General features: G+C 62.0%; 18 protein-coding genes. 3 read left to right on the top strand and 15 right to left on the bottom strand.

Annotated features, from left to right (window positions below; translation table 11 throughout):
* Position 1: 1 nt before the first annotated feature.
* Genes pal through WC392_11980 form a run of 14 tightly spaced genes read right to left on the bottom strand, consistent with a single transcriptional unit; the run spans position 2 to position 8445 of the window.
* Positions 2 to 526 (bottom strand): peptidoglycan-associated lipoprotein Pal, encoded by a 525-nt coding sequence (pal, locus tag WC392_12045; protein MFA5243096.1) that lies wholly within the window; start codon positions 524 to 526, stop codon positions 2 to 4.
* Between the two features lie 17 nt (positions 527 to 543).
* The gene (gene tolB, locus WC392_12040) at positions 544 to 1827 is read right to left on the bottom strand and encodes a Tol-Pal system beta propeller repeat protein TolB (GenBank protein MFA5243095.1); all 1284 of its coding nucleotides are present in this window, start codon (positions 1825 to 1827) and stop codon (positions 544 to 546) included.
* 13 nt (positions 1828 to 1840) lie between these two features.
* Complete coding sequence (gene tolA / locus WC392_12035; protein ID MFA5243094.1) at positions 1841 to 2593, bottom strand: cell envelope integrity protein TolA; 753 nt, start codon at positions 2591 to 2593, stop codon at positions 1841 to 1843.
* A complete protein-coding gene (gene tolR / locus WC392_12030; protein ID MFA5243093.1) occupies positions 2593 to 3012 on the bottom strand; it encodes a protein TolR in 420 nt (139 codons plus the stop codon). The genes tolA and tolR overlap by 1 nt, the downstream gene beginning before the upstream one ends.
* Positions 3012 to 3689: a protein TolQ gene (tolQ, locus tag WC392_12025; GenBank protein ID MFA5243092.1), complete on the bottom strand. Its 678-nt coding sequence runs from the start codon at positions 3687 to 3689 to the stop codon at positions 3012 to 3014. Before tolQ ends, tolR begins: the two co-directional genes overlap by 1 nt.
* Positions 3680 to 4084: a tol-pal system-associated acyl-CoA thioesterase gene (gene ybgC, locus WC392_12020; GenBank protein ID MFA5243091.1), complete on the bottom strand. Its 405-nt coding sequence runs from the start codon at positions 4082 to 4084 to the stop codon at positions 3680 to 3682. The genes tolQ and ybgC overlap by 10 nt, the downstream gene beginning before the upstream one ends.
* The gene (ruvB, locus tag WC392_12015; GenBank protein MFA5243090.1) at positions 4077 to 5132 is read right to left on the bottom strand and encodes a Holliday junction branch migration DNA helicase RuvB; all 1056 of its coding nucleotides are present in this window, start codon (positions 5130 to 5132) and stop codon (positions 4077 to 4079) included. Before ruvB ends, ybgC begins: the two co-directional genes overlap by 8 nt.
* Positions 5133 to 5137: 5 nt before the next feature.
* Entirely contained in the window at positions 5138 to 5635 is a 498-nt protein-coding gene (locus WC392_12010; protein ID MFA5243089.1) for a DUF3368 domain-containing protein, read from the bottom strand.
* Complete coding sequence (locus WC392_12005; protein MFA5243088.1) at positions 5628 to 5930, bottom strand: UPF0175 family protein; 303 nt, start codon at positions 5928 to 5930, stop codon at positions 5628 to 5630. Before WC392_12005 ends, WC392_12010 begins: the two co-directional genes overlap by 8 nt.
* 31 nt (positions 5931 to 5961) lie before the next feature.
* Complete coding sequence (locus WC392_12000; protein MFA5243087.1) at positions 5962 to 6261, bottom strand: HigA family addiction module antitoxin; 300 nt, start codon at positions 6259 to 6261, stop codon at positions 5962 to 5964.
* Positions 6262 to 6272: 11 nt separating this feature from the next.
* The gene (locus WC392_11995) at positions 6273 to 6551 is read right to left on the bottom strand and encodes a type II toxin-antitoxin system RelE/ParE family toxin (protein MFA5243086.1); all 279 of its coding nucleotides are present in this window, start codon (positions 6549 to 6551) and stop codon (positions 6273 to 6275) included.
* A 59-nt stretch (positions 6552 to 6610) separates the two neighbouring features.
* Complete coding sequence (gene ruvA / locus WC392_11990) at positions 6611 to 7201, bottom strand: Holliday junction branch migration protein RuvA (GenBank protein MFA5243085.1); 591 nt, start codon at positions 7199 to 7201, stop codon at positions 6611 to 6613.
* Entirely contained in the window at positions 7198 to 7716 is a 519-nt protein-coding gene (gene ruvC, locus WC392_11985) for a crossover junction endodeoxyribonuclease RuvC (GenBank protein ID MFA5243084.1), read from the bottom strand. The genes ruvA and ruvC overlap by 4 nt, the downstream gene beginning before the upstream one ends.
* Positions 7717 to 7719: 3 nt before the next feature.
* Positions 7720 to 8445, bottom strand: a complete 726-nt coding sequence (locus WC392_11980; GenBank protein MFA5243083.1) for a YebC/PmpR family DNA-binding transcriptional regulator — start codon at positions 8443 to 8445, stop codon at positions 7720 to 7722.
* Between the two features lie 77 nt (positions 8446 to 8522).
* On the opposite strand from WC392_11980, the gene WC392_11975 reads away from it, so the two are divergent.
* Both WC392_11975 and WC392_11970 read left to right on the top strand, forming a co-directional pair.
* Complete coding sequence (locus WC392_11975; GenBank protein MFA5243082.1) at positions 8523 to 10022, top strand: helicase HerA-like C-terminal domain-containing protein; 1500 nt, start codon at positions 8523 to 8525, stop codon at positions 10020 to 10022.
* Positions 10023 to 10100: 78 nt separating this feature from the next.
* Positions 10101 to 10487 carry a glutathione S-transferase N-terminal domain-containing protein gene (locus WC392_11970; protein MFA5243081.1) on the top strand — a complete coding sequence of 129 codons (387 nt, stop codon included), beginning with the start codon at positions 10101 to 10103 and terminating at the stop codon, positions 10485 to 10487.
* A gap of 16 nt (positions 10488 to 10503) precedes the next feature.
* Here WC392_11970 and WC392_11965 read toward each other — a convergent pair whose 3' ends face one another.
* Positions 10504 to 12459: a U32 family peptidase gene (locus WC392_11965; protein ID MFA5243080.1), complete on the bottom strand. Its 1956-nt coding sequence runs from the start codon at positions 12457 to 12459 to the stop codon at positions 10504 to 10506.
* A gap of 146 nt (positions 12460 to 12605) precedes the next feature.
* Between WC392_11965 and hrpB the strand changes: the two genes are divergently transcribed.
* A complete protein-coding gene (hrpB, locus tag WC392_11960) occupies positions 12606 to 15143 on the top strand; it encodes an ATP-dependent helicase HrpB (protein MFA5243079.1) in 2538 nt (845 codons plus the stop codon).
* Positions 15144 to 15546: the final 403 nt, after the last annotated feature.

The following is a 15546-nucleotide window of genomic DNA, read 5'->3' as shown; positions in this document are numbered from 1 at the left end:
CTTATTCGCCCTGATAAACAATATCAGCACGGCGATTCTGCGCCCACGAAGCTTCATCGCGGCCTTCAGCCTTGGGCTTTTCCTCGCCGAAGCTGACGGTTTCGATCTGGCTGTCGGACACGCCCAGCACGTTCATGACTTTCCGGACGCTCTCGGCACGCTTCTGACCCAGAGCCAGGTTGTACTCGCGGCTGCCACGCTCGTCGGCATTGCCCTGCACGAAGGCCTTGGCTTTACTATTTTGTTTCAGGTACTGGGCGTGCGCTTCGACCATGGGTTTGTACTCACCCTTTACGCTGTAGCTGTCGTAATCGAAATACACACTGCGCTTGGAAAGAATATTGCTGGGATCCTTGAGCGGGTCCATTGCCACGCCTTGCTGCTGGGCGCCCTGGGTTGAAGCACCTGCTGATTTCTGGCCCAGGCTCTTGTCTTCAACCGAAGCAGCGCCCTGACCCTTGTCGCTCGTGCTGGCGCAAGCAGACAACATACCCAGCAGAATTGCACTCAAAAACAACTTGTTCATTTGATTCTCCCTAAAATTTACTGATTTTTTAACAAAGGACCCCATGCCGGCTCACGCACATCTCCGGCCTGCACCGACAGCCGCTGTTTCACCCGTCCATCGCTGGAAACAGCCGCCAATACGCCACGGCGGTTGATTTCCGTGGCATAAATGACCATTTTACCATTAGGCGCATAGCTGGGCGCCTCATCCTGCGGGGTATCGGTCAGCACCTGCACCTGGCCGGTGGCAAAATCCTGCACCGCGACATGGAACTGCCCGCCGTTGCGCTGGATGAAAACGAAACTCTTGCCGTCGGGGCTGAATTGCGGCGAGACATTATAACTCCCTTCGAAGGTAATGCGCTGCCCGGCGCCACCGACCGCCGGCATGCGGTAAATCTGCGGGCTGCCGCCGCGGTCGGAGGTGAAGATGATCCACTTGCCATCGGGCGAGAAGTCCGGCTCGGTATCGATCCCCGCGCTGTCGCTCCAGCGCTGCAGATTGCCACCATCGGCGTTGATCAGGTAAAGCTGCGAACGGCCATCGCGCGTCAGGACAATGGCAAGTTTCCTGCCATCCGGCGACCAGGCCGGCGCGCTGTTGCTGCCTTTGAACGAAGCCAGCGCCTGGCGGGCGCCGGTTTTGAGCGCCTGTACGTAAATAATCGGTTTTTTCTTCTCGAACGACACATAGGCCAGTTTTTCGCCATCCGGCGACCAGGCCGGTGAAAGAATGGGCTCCTGCGACGCCATCACGGTCTGCGCGCCGTAGCCATCCGCATCCGCCACCTGCAGCTCAAAGCGCTTGCCTTCCTTGACGATGTAAGCGATCTGGGTGCTGAACACGCCGACATCGCCGGTAAGCTTCTCGTAGATCACGTCGGCGATCTTGTGCGCGGTGGCGCGCAATTGCGCCGGCGCGATGGTATAGCTGAAACCGGCCAGCTGGCTTTGCTTGACCACGTCCATGAGGCGGAAACGCACGTCGATCTTGCCGTCCGGGCGCGGCGTCATGCCGCCGATCACCAGCGCCTCGGCATTGCGGCTTTTCCAGTCCGGGTAACGCACCTCGGCGGGATCGTGCGGCTGGGGCTGAACGCCCGCCGTGTCCACCATCCGGAACAGCCCGCTGCGCGTCAGGTCGGCTGCGACAATGCCGCTGATGCTTTGCGCTTGCGTGTTTTCTGCCGCGAACGGCACGATGGCCACGGGAATCTGGTTGCCCGCCCCGCCGGTGATTTCGATCGTCAATGCGGCGTGCACTGGCGCTGCCAGTACCATCACGCACGCCATCAGCAGCCACTTGATATTACGTTTCATACCTTAATCCTCATTAATCCTCATTCAATCTGAACTTCAGGTGCAGTTCGCGGAACTTGCCGAACAGCCCCGGATCGGGCGGCAGCGGCAATGGCTGCGCCTTGTAAATGGCCCGTTCCACCGCGCTGTCATAAGCGCTGGAACCGCTGCTCCTGGTTAACTTCAAATGCAGAACCTCGCCGGTCGGCATCAGGGTGACATCAAACTCCGCCTGGGGGTTGCCCGCCAGATCCGGCGGCAGAATGATGAAGCGCTTGATCTTGGACTTGATACGCCCGGTGTAGTCGTCCAGCACCCGCTGCCCCGCAGCCTGCTGCGCCACCGCCTCGGCCTTGCGCGCATTGGCCGCTTCAGCCTCTGCCTGCTTCTGGCGCAGGGCTTCCTGTTTTTCCTGTTCCTGCTTGCGCTTTTCTTCTTCCTTCTTCTGTTTCTCCTGCTTCTGTTTTAGTTCCTCTTCACGGCGCTTTTTTTTCTCTTCTTCCTTCGCCTTGAGCTCGATATCTGCCTTGACCGGCTTCGGTTCAGGTTTCACTTCGGGCTTGGGCTCCGGTTTCGGTTCTGGTTTGGGAGCCGGTGCAGGCTTGGGCGGCGGAGGCGCAACCTTGGCCGGTGCAGGAACTTCGCTCCACAGTTCCACCTCGACGCCGGCCTGCTCCTGATTCTGCCAGCTCACGCTGAAAATCATCAGCCCCAGAAACAGCACATGCACCAGCAGCGCCAATGCGCCCGCTTTCCACTGGCCCGGTTGTTTGCGCTCAAAAACCACTACTGACCCTTTGGTTTGGCCAGCAAGCCGATTTTCTTGACCTGGTTCTGCTGCAGGATATCCATCACATTCAGAACTTCTTCATAGCGCACGTTCTTGTCCGCCGCGATTACCACGGACTGCTCGGGGTTCTTTTCCTGCTTCTCCTTGACCGCCTGGACCAGATCGTCGCGCGACACTTCCCTCGGCTGCTTGCCGGTTTCACGGTCGAGTATCAGCAGGCGCTTGTCCTCCTTGATGGAAATCTCCAGCGGCGCGACCGGTGGCTTCAGCGCCTGTCCCACCTGGGGCAGCTCGATCTGACCGGGGTTGATGAGCGGCGCGGTGATCATGAAAATGATCAGCAACACCAGCATCACGTCGATATACGGCACGACGTTGATCTGGTTCATCAGCTTGCGCTGGCGACGCAGGCTCATTACTTGGCTTGCCTTTGCAATATATTGGAAAACTCTTCCATGAAGCTGTCGAAGCGCGTGGCCAGGCGGTCGATCTCGGAGCTGTAGCGGTTGTAGGCGATCACCGCCGGAATCGCCGCGAACAGGCCCATGGCCGTCGCGATCAGGGCTTCCGCGATGCCCGGCGCCACATGCGCCAGCGTCGCCTGTCCCACGCTGGAGAGGCTGCGGAAAGCGTTCATGATGCCCCACACCGTGCCGAACAGGCCGACATAAGGGCTGACCGAGCCCACCGTGGCGAGAAACGGCAGATGGGCTTCGAGCAGGTCGAGTTCGCGGTGGTAGGCCGCACGCATGGCGCGGCGCGTGCTCTCCATCACCAGCGCAATGTCCGTGCCGCTCTGGCGGCGCATTTTGGAGAATTCCTGGAACCCGCCTTCGAATATGCTTTCCATCCCCCCTGCTTCGCGGCTGCCCACTTTCTGGAACAGGCTCTGCAAATCCGATCCGCTCCAGAAGTCGCGCTCGAACTTGTCGGTGGTCTGTTTCGCCACGTTGATGGCGAACATCTTCTGAAAGATGTACCACCACGACATCATGGAGGCGAGCAACAGCCCCAGCATCACCAGTTGCACCACCACGCTGGCATTGGTGATCAGGGACAGGAAAGACAGGTCTTGATTAACGTTCACGATGATATTTCCATTTTCTTCCTGATGATCTCAGGAATCTCGACAGGTTTGAATGACAGATGGTTCACACATACGATTTTGATCTGCGCGCGCGACAGAATGTCACCGCCACGCTCGACCGTCTGGGCAAATTCGATCCAGCTTCGTCCGGCAGCATGCACGCTCACTGTGACATTCAGCAGATCATTGAACACGGCGGGCCGGAGATAGCTGATGTGCACGTCGCGCACCACAAAAATCACGCCGTGATCGCTTATCAGGTCCGTCTGCTCGAAGCCATGGGCGCGCAGCAATTCGGAGCGCGCGCGTTCCATGAACTTGAGGTAATTGGCGTAGTACACCACGCCGCCCGAATCGGTGTCCTCGTAATAGACCCGCACCGGCCAGGCGAACTCACTCATTCCACAGCTCGCCATTACGGCCGCCCTCCGGCCGCTTGAGGCCGAAGTGCAGATAGGCGCTGGGCGTGGCCACGCGGCCGCGCGGGGTGCGCATCAGGTAGCCCTGCTGGATCAGGTAGGGCTCCAGCACGTCCTCGATGGTGTCGCGCTCCTCGCCGATCGCCGCCGCGAGATTGTCCACCCCCACCGGACCGCCGCCAAACTTCTCCAGCACCGCCAGCAGCAACACCCGGTCCATCATGTCCAGGCCCAGGGAATCCACGTCCAGCATGGTCAGGGCGGCATCCGCCACTTCCCGGGTAACATGCCCGCTGGCCTTCACCTCGGCGAAATCCCGCACCCGGCGCAGCAGGCGGTTAGCGATGCGCGGCGTGCCGCGCGAACGGCGGGCGATTTCCAGCGCACCCTCGTCCGACAGTTCCACGCTCACCAATCGCGCCGAACGGGTGACGATGCGGCGCAATTCCTCGTGGGTATAAAATTCCAGCCGCGCCACAATGCCGAAGCGGTCGCGTAGCGGATTGGTCAGCATCCCGGCGCGGGTGGTCGCGCCCACCAGGGTAAAGGGCGGCAGCTCCAGCTTGACCGAACGCGCCGCCGGCCCTTCCCCGATCATGATGTCGAGCTGGTAGTCCTCCAGCGCGGGGTAAAGAATCTCCTCCACCACCGGCGAGAGGCGGTGAATCTCGTCGATGAACAGCACGTCATTAGGTTCGAGGTTGGTCAGCAGCGCCGCCAGATCGCCCGGCCGCTCCAGCACCGGGCCGGAAGTCGAGCGCAGGTTCACCCCCATCTCGCGCGCGATGATGTGCGCCAGCGTGGTCTTGCCCAGGCCTGGCGGGCCGAACAGCAGCACATGGTCGAGCGCCTCGGCGCGCATCCGCGCCGCCTGGATGAAAATCTCCAGCTGCCCGCGCGCCTTCTCCTGGCCCACGTACTCGTCCAGCAGCTTGGGGCGCAAGGCGCGCTCCAGCGCTTCTTCCTGGGGCGATGCGTGGGATGGGGAAATCAGGCGGCTGGCCGTTTTGAGGTTGTCGGTTTCGATCATGCGATTTATTTACCATCCGCCGCCAGAACAAAGCGAACCACCGTTTCACCCAGCCAGATGCCATGCGATTTCATTCGCTCCAGCGCCAACGAGAGGCTAACGGGGTAGCCCTGTTGCCTGGCTTTGACGAGAATTCCAGCCGTACCCGTTAGCACCAAGCCATTCAGACGCGCGATGCGGCGTCCGGCCGACTCGTCGATACATACCTTTTCAATACCCTCAGCCACGGCTGTCTGGATTACCGATGCCTCACCGCGATCAAGCGTATTGCGCAGATAGAGCGGCAGTTCGATGGCATCCTTTCGATGCTCAAGCCAGGCTGCCTTACGAAACGTCTCCACTCCCGGCGCTTGAGGCCCGGCAGCCAGGATTTCTTCCGAAACCTCAAGCGGAACAATGACGCGATCATAAAGCGCCGACAGAATATCAAGGCTACCTGTCGCTACCGCAAGGGCAATCAAAGGCGTGGTGTTGGTGACGATGATGCTTCCACCTTCAGGCATTCGCCACATCCTGTTCAAGCTCTTCCTGATTGAGATCGATCACTGCTACGCCAAAATGGTGAAGTTCAAGCAAAAATTCAACGCGCCCCACACCTGCCAGTGCAGCAGCCATGCCTGAAGACAGCCGCCGCATTTCATATAGCTTGGCCGCCATCGCCATTTTGGCTTCACGGGTGAATTCCTGCGGCGTGCAATGAATAGCATCGGGCAGGTTTTGCGGTACTTCGACAACAATATTCATCACCTTGCCTCCAAAATTAAATACGCTATGAGCCGTAAATTTCTTGTAGATCATGTCGTGTAGTAGTTTTTAGACGCATCCGGGTCTAGGCAGCAAGCAATTCGCGTGGCTTAACGTTTTTTTCGATTTCCTGACCTACCGCTTCACGCGTTTTTTTGACATCGTAGCTGCTTTGCAGGCTCATCCAGAAATCAGGTGTGGTTCCAAAGAAACGGGCAAATCTCAATGCCGTGTCTGCTGTAATGCCACGTTGCTCATTGAGAATCGCAGTAATCCGGTTGGCAGGCACGTCCAGCGCCTTGGCAAAGGCGTTGGCCGATAGTTTGAGCTCGTCCAGCTCATCCCTGAGTATTTCACCGGGGTGTATGGCGCGCATGCCGTTCATGTTCATTCTCCTTAGTGGTAATCCACGATCTCCACGTTGTAAGCATCCGTCTCTTTCCACTCGAAGCAGACACGCCATTGCTGATTGATGCGAATGCTGAATTGTCCGGCGCGATCGCCGCTTAAGGCCTCGAAGCGGTTGCTGGGCAAACCCATCAAGTCGTGGATGCTTTTCGCATTATCGAGAATTTCCAGCCTTCTTTCGGCTTGTGCCGCACAGGCCTCAAACTTCCTGACACGATTGCCCTGATATAGCGCTTCCGTATCCTTGCAGCGGAAAGATTTAATCATGGCAAAATGTAGTGGTTTTTACGCTGTACGTCAAGCGTACAAATATAACATTATTCATTTCATGATTTGGACAGCAGCTTCAGCGCCTGGCGGATGCCGTCGGTCACGCCGGTTTCGGCGGCCAGCTGTTTCACCGCCCAGCCGGCTTCCTTGTCATTGTACCCCAGCGCCAGCAGGGCATTGAGGATGTCGCTGCTGGCGGAAGCCGGCTTGACCACCGCGCCCAACAGGGCCGAACCCGTTTCCCCCGGGGCAAATTTGTCTTTCAGCTCCAGCAACAGGCGTTCGGCGGTTTTCTTGCCGATGCCGGGAATTTTGATCAGCCGCCCGGCGTCCTGCGCCATCACGGCATGCGACAGTTCGTCCACGGACAAGCCGCTGAGGATGGTCAGCGCCAGCTTGGCGCCCACGCCGTTGACCTTGAGCAACTGGCGGAAGGCCTGGCGCTCGTGGTCGGTGGCAAAGCCATACAACAGGTGTGCATCCTCGCGCACGATCAACTGGGTAAAAAGCGTCACGCTCTCGCCCAGGGCGGGCAGGTTGTAGAAGGTGCTCATCGGCACATCCACTTCGTAGCCCACGCCCTGCACATCCAGCAGGATCTGGGGAGGATGCTTTTCCAGCAGCTTGCCGCTCAGTCGTCCGATCACACCAGTCTCCCATTTTTCACGCGGTAACCCGCTGTTGCCAGCCCCCCCAGCCCCTGTCCGCCGTGGGCATGGCAGATGGCGCAGGCCAGCGCATCGGCGGCATCGGCCTGGGGTGTGCCTTCGAGATGCAGCAGGCGGCGCACCATCTCCTGCACCTGCTCCTTGCCGGCATGGCCGTTGCCCACCACCGCCTGTTTCACCTGCAGGGCGGTGTATTCCGCCACCGGCAGATCGCGCGCCACCAGGGCGCATATCGCCGCGCCGCGGGCCTGGCCCAGCAGCAGGGTGGATTGCGGATTGACGTTGACGAAAACTTTTTCGATCGCCGCCTGATCCGGCTGGTAGGTGGCGATCACCTCGCCGATGGAATCCAGGATAATCTTGAGGCGCTGCGGCAGTTCGCCGTCCCCGGTTTTGATGCAGCCGCTGGCAATATAGTTCAAATGATTGCCATCTTTTTCCAGCACGCCAAAACCAGTGACGCGCAGGCCCGGATCAATGCCGAGGATACGGATTGCCTAATCCTCGATCACGGCCGACGTGAAGACTTCCTGCACGTCGTCGAGCGCGTCGAGCGCGTCGAGCAGCTTCTGCATTTTCACCGCGTCATCGCCGCTGAAGACGGTTTCGTTGTCCGGCTTCATGGTCACTTCGGCCACTTCGGCCTTGAGGCCCGCTTTCTCCAGCGCTTCCTTCACTGCGGCAAAATCGCCCGGCGCGGTGATGACTTCCACGCTGCCGTCGTCGTTGCTGAGCACGTCCTCTGCGCCCGCTTCCAGTGCGGCTTCCATGACTTTATCCTCGCTGGTGCCGGGGGCGAAGATGATCTGGCCGCAGTGCTTGAACATGAAGGCCACCGAACCGTCGGTGCCGAGGTTGCCGCCATGCTTGGAAAAGGCGTGGCGCACGTCGGCCACGGTACGGGTGCGGTTGTCGGTCAGGCAATCGACAATGATGGACGCGCCGTTGATGCCATAGCCTTCATAACGGATTTCCACATAATCCACACCTTCCAGCTCGCCCGTGCCTTTCTTGACCGCACGGTCGATGTTGTCGGCCGGCATGTTCACTTCCTTGGCCTTGTCGATGGCCACGCGCAGGCGCGGGTTGAAGTTGGCGTCGCCGCCGCCCATCTTGGCGGCGACCGTGATCTCCTTGGAGAGGCGCGAAAAAATCTTGCCGCGCTTCTCGTCCTGACGCCCTTTGCGATGCTGGATATTTGCCCATTTGCTGTGACCGGCCATAAGGTATTCCGTTGTTCTGTTTCAAAAGGTGCAATGGTACCATTTCGGGCATTAATTGAAAAAGCCGGAGCGCGCTCATGATCACCCCATCCCTGATTGCCAAGAACGATACCCAGGAACTGTTTCTGCTGCCGCAACTGGCCAACCGCCACGGCCTCATTGCCGGCGCCACCGGAACCGGCAAGACGGTGACGCTGCAAGTGATGGCGGAAAATTTCAGCCGCATGGGCGTGCCGGTGTTCATGGCCGACGTCAAGGGCGATCTTTCCGGCATCAGCCAGCCCGGCACGGAAAAACCCAAGATCGTCGAGCGCATCGCCAAACTGGGGCTTGGCGACTTCACCTTTTCCGGCTGCCCGGTCACGTTCTGGGATGTATTTGGCGAACAGGGCCACCCGGTGCGCGCCACCATCTCCGAAATGGGCCCGCTACTGCTGGCCCGCATGCTCAATCTCAACGACACCCAGGCCGGTGTGCTAACGCTGGTGTTCAAGATCGCCGACGACAATGGCATGCTGCTGCTCGACCTCAAGGATATCCAGGCCATGCTGCGGCATGTCGGCGACAATGCCAGGGACTTCACCACCGAATACGGCAACATTTCCGCGGCCAGCATCGGCGCGATCCAGCGCGGCCTGATCACGCTGGAATCCGAAGGGGCCGAAAAACTGTTCGGCGAACCGGCACTGAATGTGGACGACCTGATGCAGTGCGACCCCAAAGGCTTGGGCATGATCAATATCCTCGCCGCTGACAAGCTGATGCAATCGCCCAAGCTGTACGCCACCTTCCTGCTGTGGATGCTGTCGGAACTGTATGAAACACTGCCGGAAGTGGGCGACGTGGAAAAACCCAAACTGGTGTTTTTTTTCGATGAAGCCCACTTGCTCTTCAACGACGCACCCCAGGCGCTGCAGGACAAGATCGAACAGGTCGTCCGCCTGATCCGCTCCAAGGGGGTGGGCGTTTACTTCGTCAGCCAGAACCCGCTCGACATCCCGGACAAGGTGCTGGGCCAGCTCGGCAACCGCGTCCAGCATGCCCTGCGCGCCTTCACGCCGCGCGACCAGAAGGCCGTGCGCGCCGCGGCGGAGACCTTCCGCGCCAACCCCGGCCTGGACGTGGAAGCCGCCATCACCGAGCTGGGCGTGGGCGAGGCGCTGGTTTCCCTGCTCGACGAAAAAGGCCGCCCGCATCCGGTGGAACGTGCCCTGATTGCCCCGCCGCGCAGCCAGCTTGGCCCGGTCACGCCCGAACAGCGCCAGGCCATCATCCGGCAATCGGTGCTCTTCGGCCACTACGAGGCCGAAGTGGATCGCGAATCAGCCTATGAAAAACTGAAGGAACGGGCGGAACAGAGTCCCTCACCCGCCACCTCTTCCAGCAGGGCTTCAGACGAAAAACCTGCCAGCGGCGGCTGGCTGGACAGTATCGGCGACATACTGGGTGGTGGCGGCGGCCGCCAGGGCGTCGCCGAAGCCGCCATCAAAAGCGCCGCCCGCGCCGTCGGATCGCAACTCGGACGCCAAATCATCCGTGGCGTGCTGGGGTCGATCCTGGGCGGAAAGAAACTTTAGGGTCCTGACTGCAAGTACAGTAAAATTCACGCCCCTTTGCCTCATTATTGATATTTATCAACTTTCAACAGAGAGACCATGAAATTTATTATCAGAACGTTTTTCAGAACCCTGCGCCTGGTGCTGACCCCTTTCATGCTGCTGGGAGAGAAGCTGAGCACCCCCAAAGGCATCGAACGCCCGGCTGAAGCGCAACAGCGAGTCGATCAGGAATGCCAGGGGCTGGCGCTTTACCAGTTCAAAACCTGCCCCTTCTGCATGAAAGTTCGGAAGGAAATCAGCCGCCTGTCCCTGAACATCGAACTGCGCGATGCGCAGCACGACCCGGAGCACAGGGAAGCCCTGCTGCAAGGCGGCGGCAAGATCCAGACCCCGTGCCTGAAAATCACCGGCCCACAGGGCAACAGCCAGTGGATGTACGAGTCCGGCGACATCATCCAGTACCTGCAACAGCGGTTTTCCTAGCAGCCAGTCGTAAAGCCTATTTCCCGGCCAGCGTGCCGGGGCTTCGCCGCTGAAAGGTCACGGGGACCGAGACCGGCGGCGCATTCAGCACATGCTTCTTCATCTTGCCCATGACGTGCATTTCGCACGCCTTGCAGTCGAATTTCAACGTCAGCCGCTCTTTCCCGTTCATCAGCGTCATCGGCTCGGCGCGCACCTGCCCCTGGACACCTGTCACCCCTTTGGCCTGCTTGGGGCAAAGACTGAACGAGTAGCGCAGGCAGTGCTTGGTGATCATCAGCGACACCTCGCCCGCTTCCTCGTGCGCCTCGTAGGCCGCCTCGATCAGCTTGACGCCGTGGCGGGCGTAGAATGCCCGCGCCGCCTGGTTGTAGACATTGGCGAGATAAGAGAGCGTTTCTTCCGGGTAGGCGACGGGCGGCTCCACGGCGGGTTTACGCGCCGGGCGGACGTAGGCTCTGAGGCGCGCGGCTTCCAGCTGCTCGACCGCATCGCGGCGCAGCTTGTTGGCCACGGATGACGGCACGAACCAGGGCTGGCTCCAGGCGATGTCGAGGTGCTGCAACGCAAAAATGGTGGTGCCGAAGCGGGCCAGCTGCTCGCGCAAGGCGGCTTCGGCTTCTGCCGGGTTCTGCGCCGGCTGCCTGTCGAAAACGATGCTGGCGGTCACGCTGATGCCATCGCTGTCCTGCAGCCGCAGGGTGAAGCCGTCGGCGCTTTCACCAAAGCATGCACTCACATCGATGCGGCGCTCGGCGGATTTCTTCGTCAGCGCCTGATCCCAGGCATGGTCGCGGTTGCGGGAGAGCGCCGTGCCTGCTTTGAGGCCCGGCAAGGAACCGACCGGCTCGTTCGGCCACACGCGCCAGAACTTGCCCGCGCGCTCGGCGCGATTGGCCTGGATGCCAAAAACTTCGCGCTTGTACAGGTAGGTCAGCCCGTCGCCGTTGGCGAGCGGCTCGCTCGCTTCCAGTTCGAACCAGTCCGGCCCGACGCGCGTCACCGTACCGAGCGGCACGCCGACGAAGGCCGGGGTGTCGAAGGCGCCGATGTCGGCCTTGCGCCCGGTGGAAAAGTAGTCGGTCGCGCCGCGGTGAAAGGTCTTGTCCGGGTTGGGCGTGAACAGCAATTGCGTGCGGCCGCTCGAAGCAGCCGCCAGTTCAGGCCGTTCGGCCAGGATGCCGTCCAGCAGCTGGCGGTAGTGGCCGGTGATGTTCTTGACGTAGGCGGCTTCCTTGTAGCGCCCCTCGATCTTGAAGCTCTGCACGCCGGCATCGACCAGGGCGCGTAGATTGTCGCTCTGGTTGTTGTCCTTGACCGACAGCAGGTGCTTGTCGAAAGCCACCACGCGGCCCTGGTCGTCCTGCAGGGTATAGGGCAGGCGGCAGGCCTGGGAGCAGTCGCCGCGGTTGGCGCTGCGCCCGGTTTGCGCGTGGCTGATGTAGCACTGGCCGGAGAAGGCCACGCACAGCGCGCCGTGGATGAAGTGTTCGATCACGGTATCGGCCGGCACGGCAGCGTGCACGGCGGCGATCTGTTGCAGCGTCAGCTCGCGCGCCAGCACGATCTGCGAGAACCCGACATCGGCCAGGAAACGCGCCTTTTCCGGGGTACGGATGTCGCACTGGGTCGAGGCATGCAGGGCTATGGGCGGCAGATCGAGTTCCAGCAGGCCCATGTCCTGAACGATCAGCGCATCGACGCCAGCATCGTAAAACTCGTGGATCAGGCGGCGCGCCGCTTCCAGTTCGGCGTCATGCAGGATGGTGTTGAGGGTGACGAAAATGCGCGCATGGTAGCGGTGCGCGAATTCCACCAGCGCGGCGATCTCGCTCACCGTATTGACCGCGTTGTGGCGCGCGCCAAACGAGGGCCCGCCGATATACACCGCGTCCGCACCGTGCAGGATGGCCTCGCGGCCGATCGCTGCGGTCCTGGCGGGTGCAAGGAGCTCAAGGGAATGAGTGGGAATGCTGGTCAAGATTTAACCTGGGTATCGTTGAAAACGGCATGGGGTGCGAAGGCGAATTTTACCCCAGAACCAGGCCGCATGATCGACGCAGCCGACATGCATCCTTCCGCTACAAAATGGTCGGGTTCGATATAATTCACCTCCCCATGACCCAACCCCTTCCCATCGACGCGATCCTGCCCGAGCTGCGCGCCGCCCTCGCTGCCCACCCAGCGGTGGTGCTCGAGGCACCGCCGGGCGCTGGCAAGACCACCCGCATCCCGCTCGCCCTGTTTGACGAACCCTGGCTCGGTGAACAGACCATCGTGATGCTCGAACCGCGCCGCCTTGCCGCGCGCGGGGCCGCCGTGTTCATGGCCGCCGAACTGGACGAGGAAGCGGGCGAACGGATCGGCTACCGGGTGCGCTTCGAAAACCGGGTATCGAAGCGCACCCGCGTCGAGGTCGTGACCGAGGGCATCCTCACCCGCCGCCTCCAGCACGACCCGGAACTTGCTGGGGTGGGGCTGGTGATCTTCGACGAATTCCACGAGCGCAATCTTCACAGCGACCTCGCCCTGGCCCTGTGCCGCGATGCCCAGAGCGGCCTGCGCGAGGATCTGAAAATCCTGGTGATGTCTGCCACCCTCGACGGCGAGCGCATCGCCGCCCTGCTCGGCGCCCCGCTGGTGCGTAGCGAGGGGCGCAGCCACCCGGTCGAGGTGCGCTACCGGGCAGGCAGCAGCGCGGCGCCCCAGCCCGGAGAGATGGCCCAGACCATGGCACGTGCGGTGGCGGATGCCGCCAGCGAAGTGGGGGGAGACATCCTCGCCTTCCTCCCCGGCTCCGGCGAGATCCGCCGCGTCGAGGCCCTGCTCGCCGAACGTGCGGCCCTTCCCGGCACGCCCCTGATCCATCCGCTCTACGGCGACCTGCCCTTCGAGCGCCAGCAGGCGGCCATCGCGCCAGATCCGCAGGGACGGCGCAAGATCATCCTCGCCACGCCCATCGCCGAGACCTCGCTCACCATCGAGGGCATCACCACCGTGATCGACAGCGGCTGGCAGCGGGTGCCGCGCTTCGATCCGACGAGCGGGCTGACCCGTCTGGAGACGGTGCGCGTCTCGCGTGCCTCGGCCGAGCAGCGCGCCGGACGGGCCGGGCGTCTCGGGCCGGGAATCTGCCTGCGGCTGTGGAACGAGGACATGCAGCGCGGCCTGGTCGCATTTAACGTCCCGGAAATCCTCGAAGCCGACCTCGCCCCCCTCGCGCTCGAACTGGCGCAGTGGGGAGTGAACGATGCCGCCACGCTGACCTGGCTCGACCCGCCCCCCGCCGCTGCCCTGGCCCAGGGGCGCGAACTGCTGCAACAGCTCGAAGCCCTGGACAGCGCCGGTCGCATCACGCCCCTGGGACGGGAGATGGCCGGACTGCCGCTCCATCCGCGCCTCGCCCACATGCTGCTGCGCGGCCGGGAGATGGGGCTCGGCGCCCTTGCCTGCGACATCGCTGCCGTGGCCGCCGGGCGAGACCCGCTGCGCACCCTTAATGGCGAGCACCGCTGCGACTTCGCCCTGCGGGTGGAAGCCCTGCGCGCCCATCGTAGCCGGGGCAACGCCGGGGCGCATCGTTTCGGCGCCGATCCCAACGCCTGCGCCGCCGCCGAACGCGCCGCGCACCAGTGGCGCCATTTGCTAGGAGTAGCGGCGGACGATAGCGCGATGGACGAGGCCGCCATCGGCCTGCTCCTCGCCCTGGCTTACCCGGACCGCATCGCCCAGCGCCGCAGCGAGGGCGAGGGGCGCTACCTGCTCGCTAACGGACGCGGCGCCCGGCTGCTGCCGGGCTGTGCCGGTGGCCCGCCGCTGCTGGTGGCCGCCAGCCTCGACGGCAAGGGCGACGAAGGGCGCATCTTCCTCGCCGCCGCGCTCGACGCGGACGACCTTGCACGGCATTTTGGCGAGAAACTGGCGTGGCAGTCGGTGGAGCGCTGGGAACGCCAGACCCAGACCGTGCTGGCGCGCGAGGAACACCGCCTCGGCGCCCTGGTTCTGGCGCAACGGCCACTGCCAGCAGGCTCCGCCCGGCAGGCGACGGTGCAGGCGATGCTTGACGGCGTACGCGACCTCGGCATCGAAGCCTTGCCCTGGAACGAGGAAGCGCGCCAGTTGCAGGCGCGGATCGCCTCGCTGCGGCAGTGGCAGCCCGACGCCGACTGGCCCGATCTCACTGACACCGCCCTGCTCGCCACGCTGGAAGACTGGCTTGCGCCCTATCTCGATGGCGTCACCCGGCGCGACCATCTCACCCGCCTCGACCTGCCTGCCATCCTCAAGACCCGCCTCGACTGGGACCGGCAGCAGCAACTCGAACGTCTCGCCCCGACCCACATCACCGTGCCGAGCGGCTCGCGCAAGCGCCTCGAATATTTCCCCGACGGCGCCCCGCCGGTGCTGGCGGTCAAACTCCAGGAACTGTTCGGCCTCGCCCGCACTCCCGCCGTCGCCGACGGCCAGGTCGCGCTGATGCTCCACCTGCTCTCCCCCGCCCAGCGCCCGATCCAGGTCACGCGCGACCTGAAGAACTTCTGGGACCACACCTACCCCGAGGTGAAGAAGGAACTTAAAGGCCGCTACCCCAAGCACCCCTGGCCCGACGACCCGTGGAACGCCACACCGACCGCGAGGGCCAAGCCGCGCTCGTGAAATGAGCGGGTGAAGAATCGGGTTTCATGGCGGAATCCTTGCAATCGAAATTTCGTGGTGGCTATCTGAACAGGTGTTTGCAACGCGAGGGGCCTATCGACACTGAACCGTTCGCCGGGGAGAAGGCGCTGAAGGGCTGGAGATCGGCCAAAGCTGCCGGTGTCGTTGCTCAGTGCAGTGACTGCTGTGGCGCGAACTGCAGTCGTTGGCAGAAAACTGCGACTGAATGGCAGTTATCGTTAGAGGGGCGGGACAACACACTTACCAATCAGCAGACGCAAGTTTGCTTGAATACAGTAACCCATCGACCAGATGGCGTGTCTGGACGAGAAATCAAAGAACGCTGGCAAAACTTGCTGAAGTGTTGGAAGCCGCGTAGCCCACTCATTAGACCTAGCTTACA

Origin of the sequence: Sulfuricella sp., from assembly GCA_041651995.1 — a bacterium.
Classification (GTDB): Bacteria; Pseudomonadota; Gammaproteobacteria; order Burkholderiales; family Sulfuricellaceae; genus Sulfurimicrobium.
This window is presented reverse-complemented; position numbering and strand designations above follow the sequence as displayed.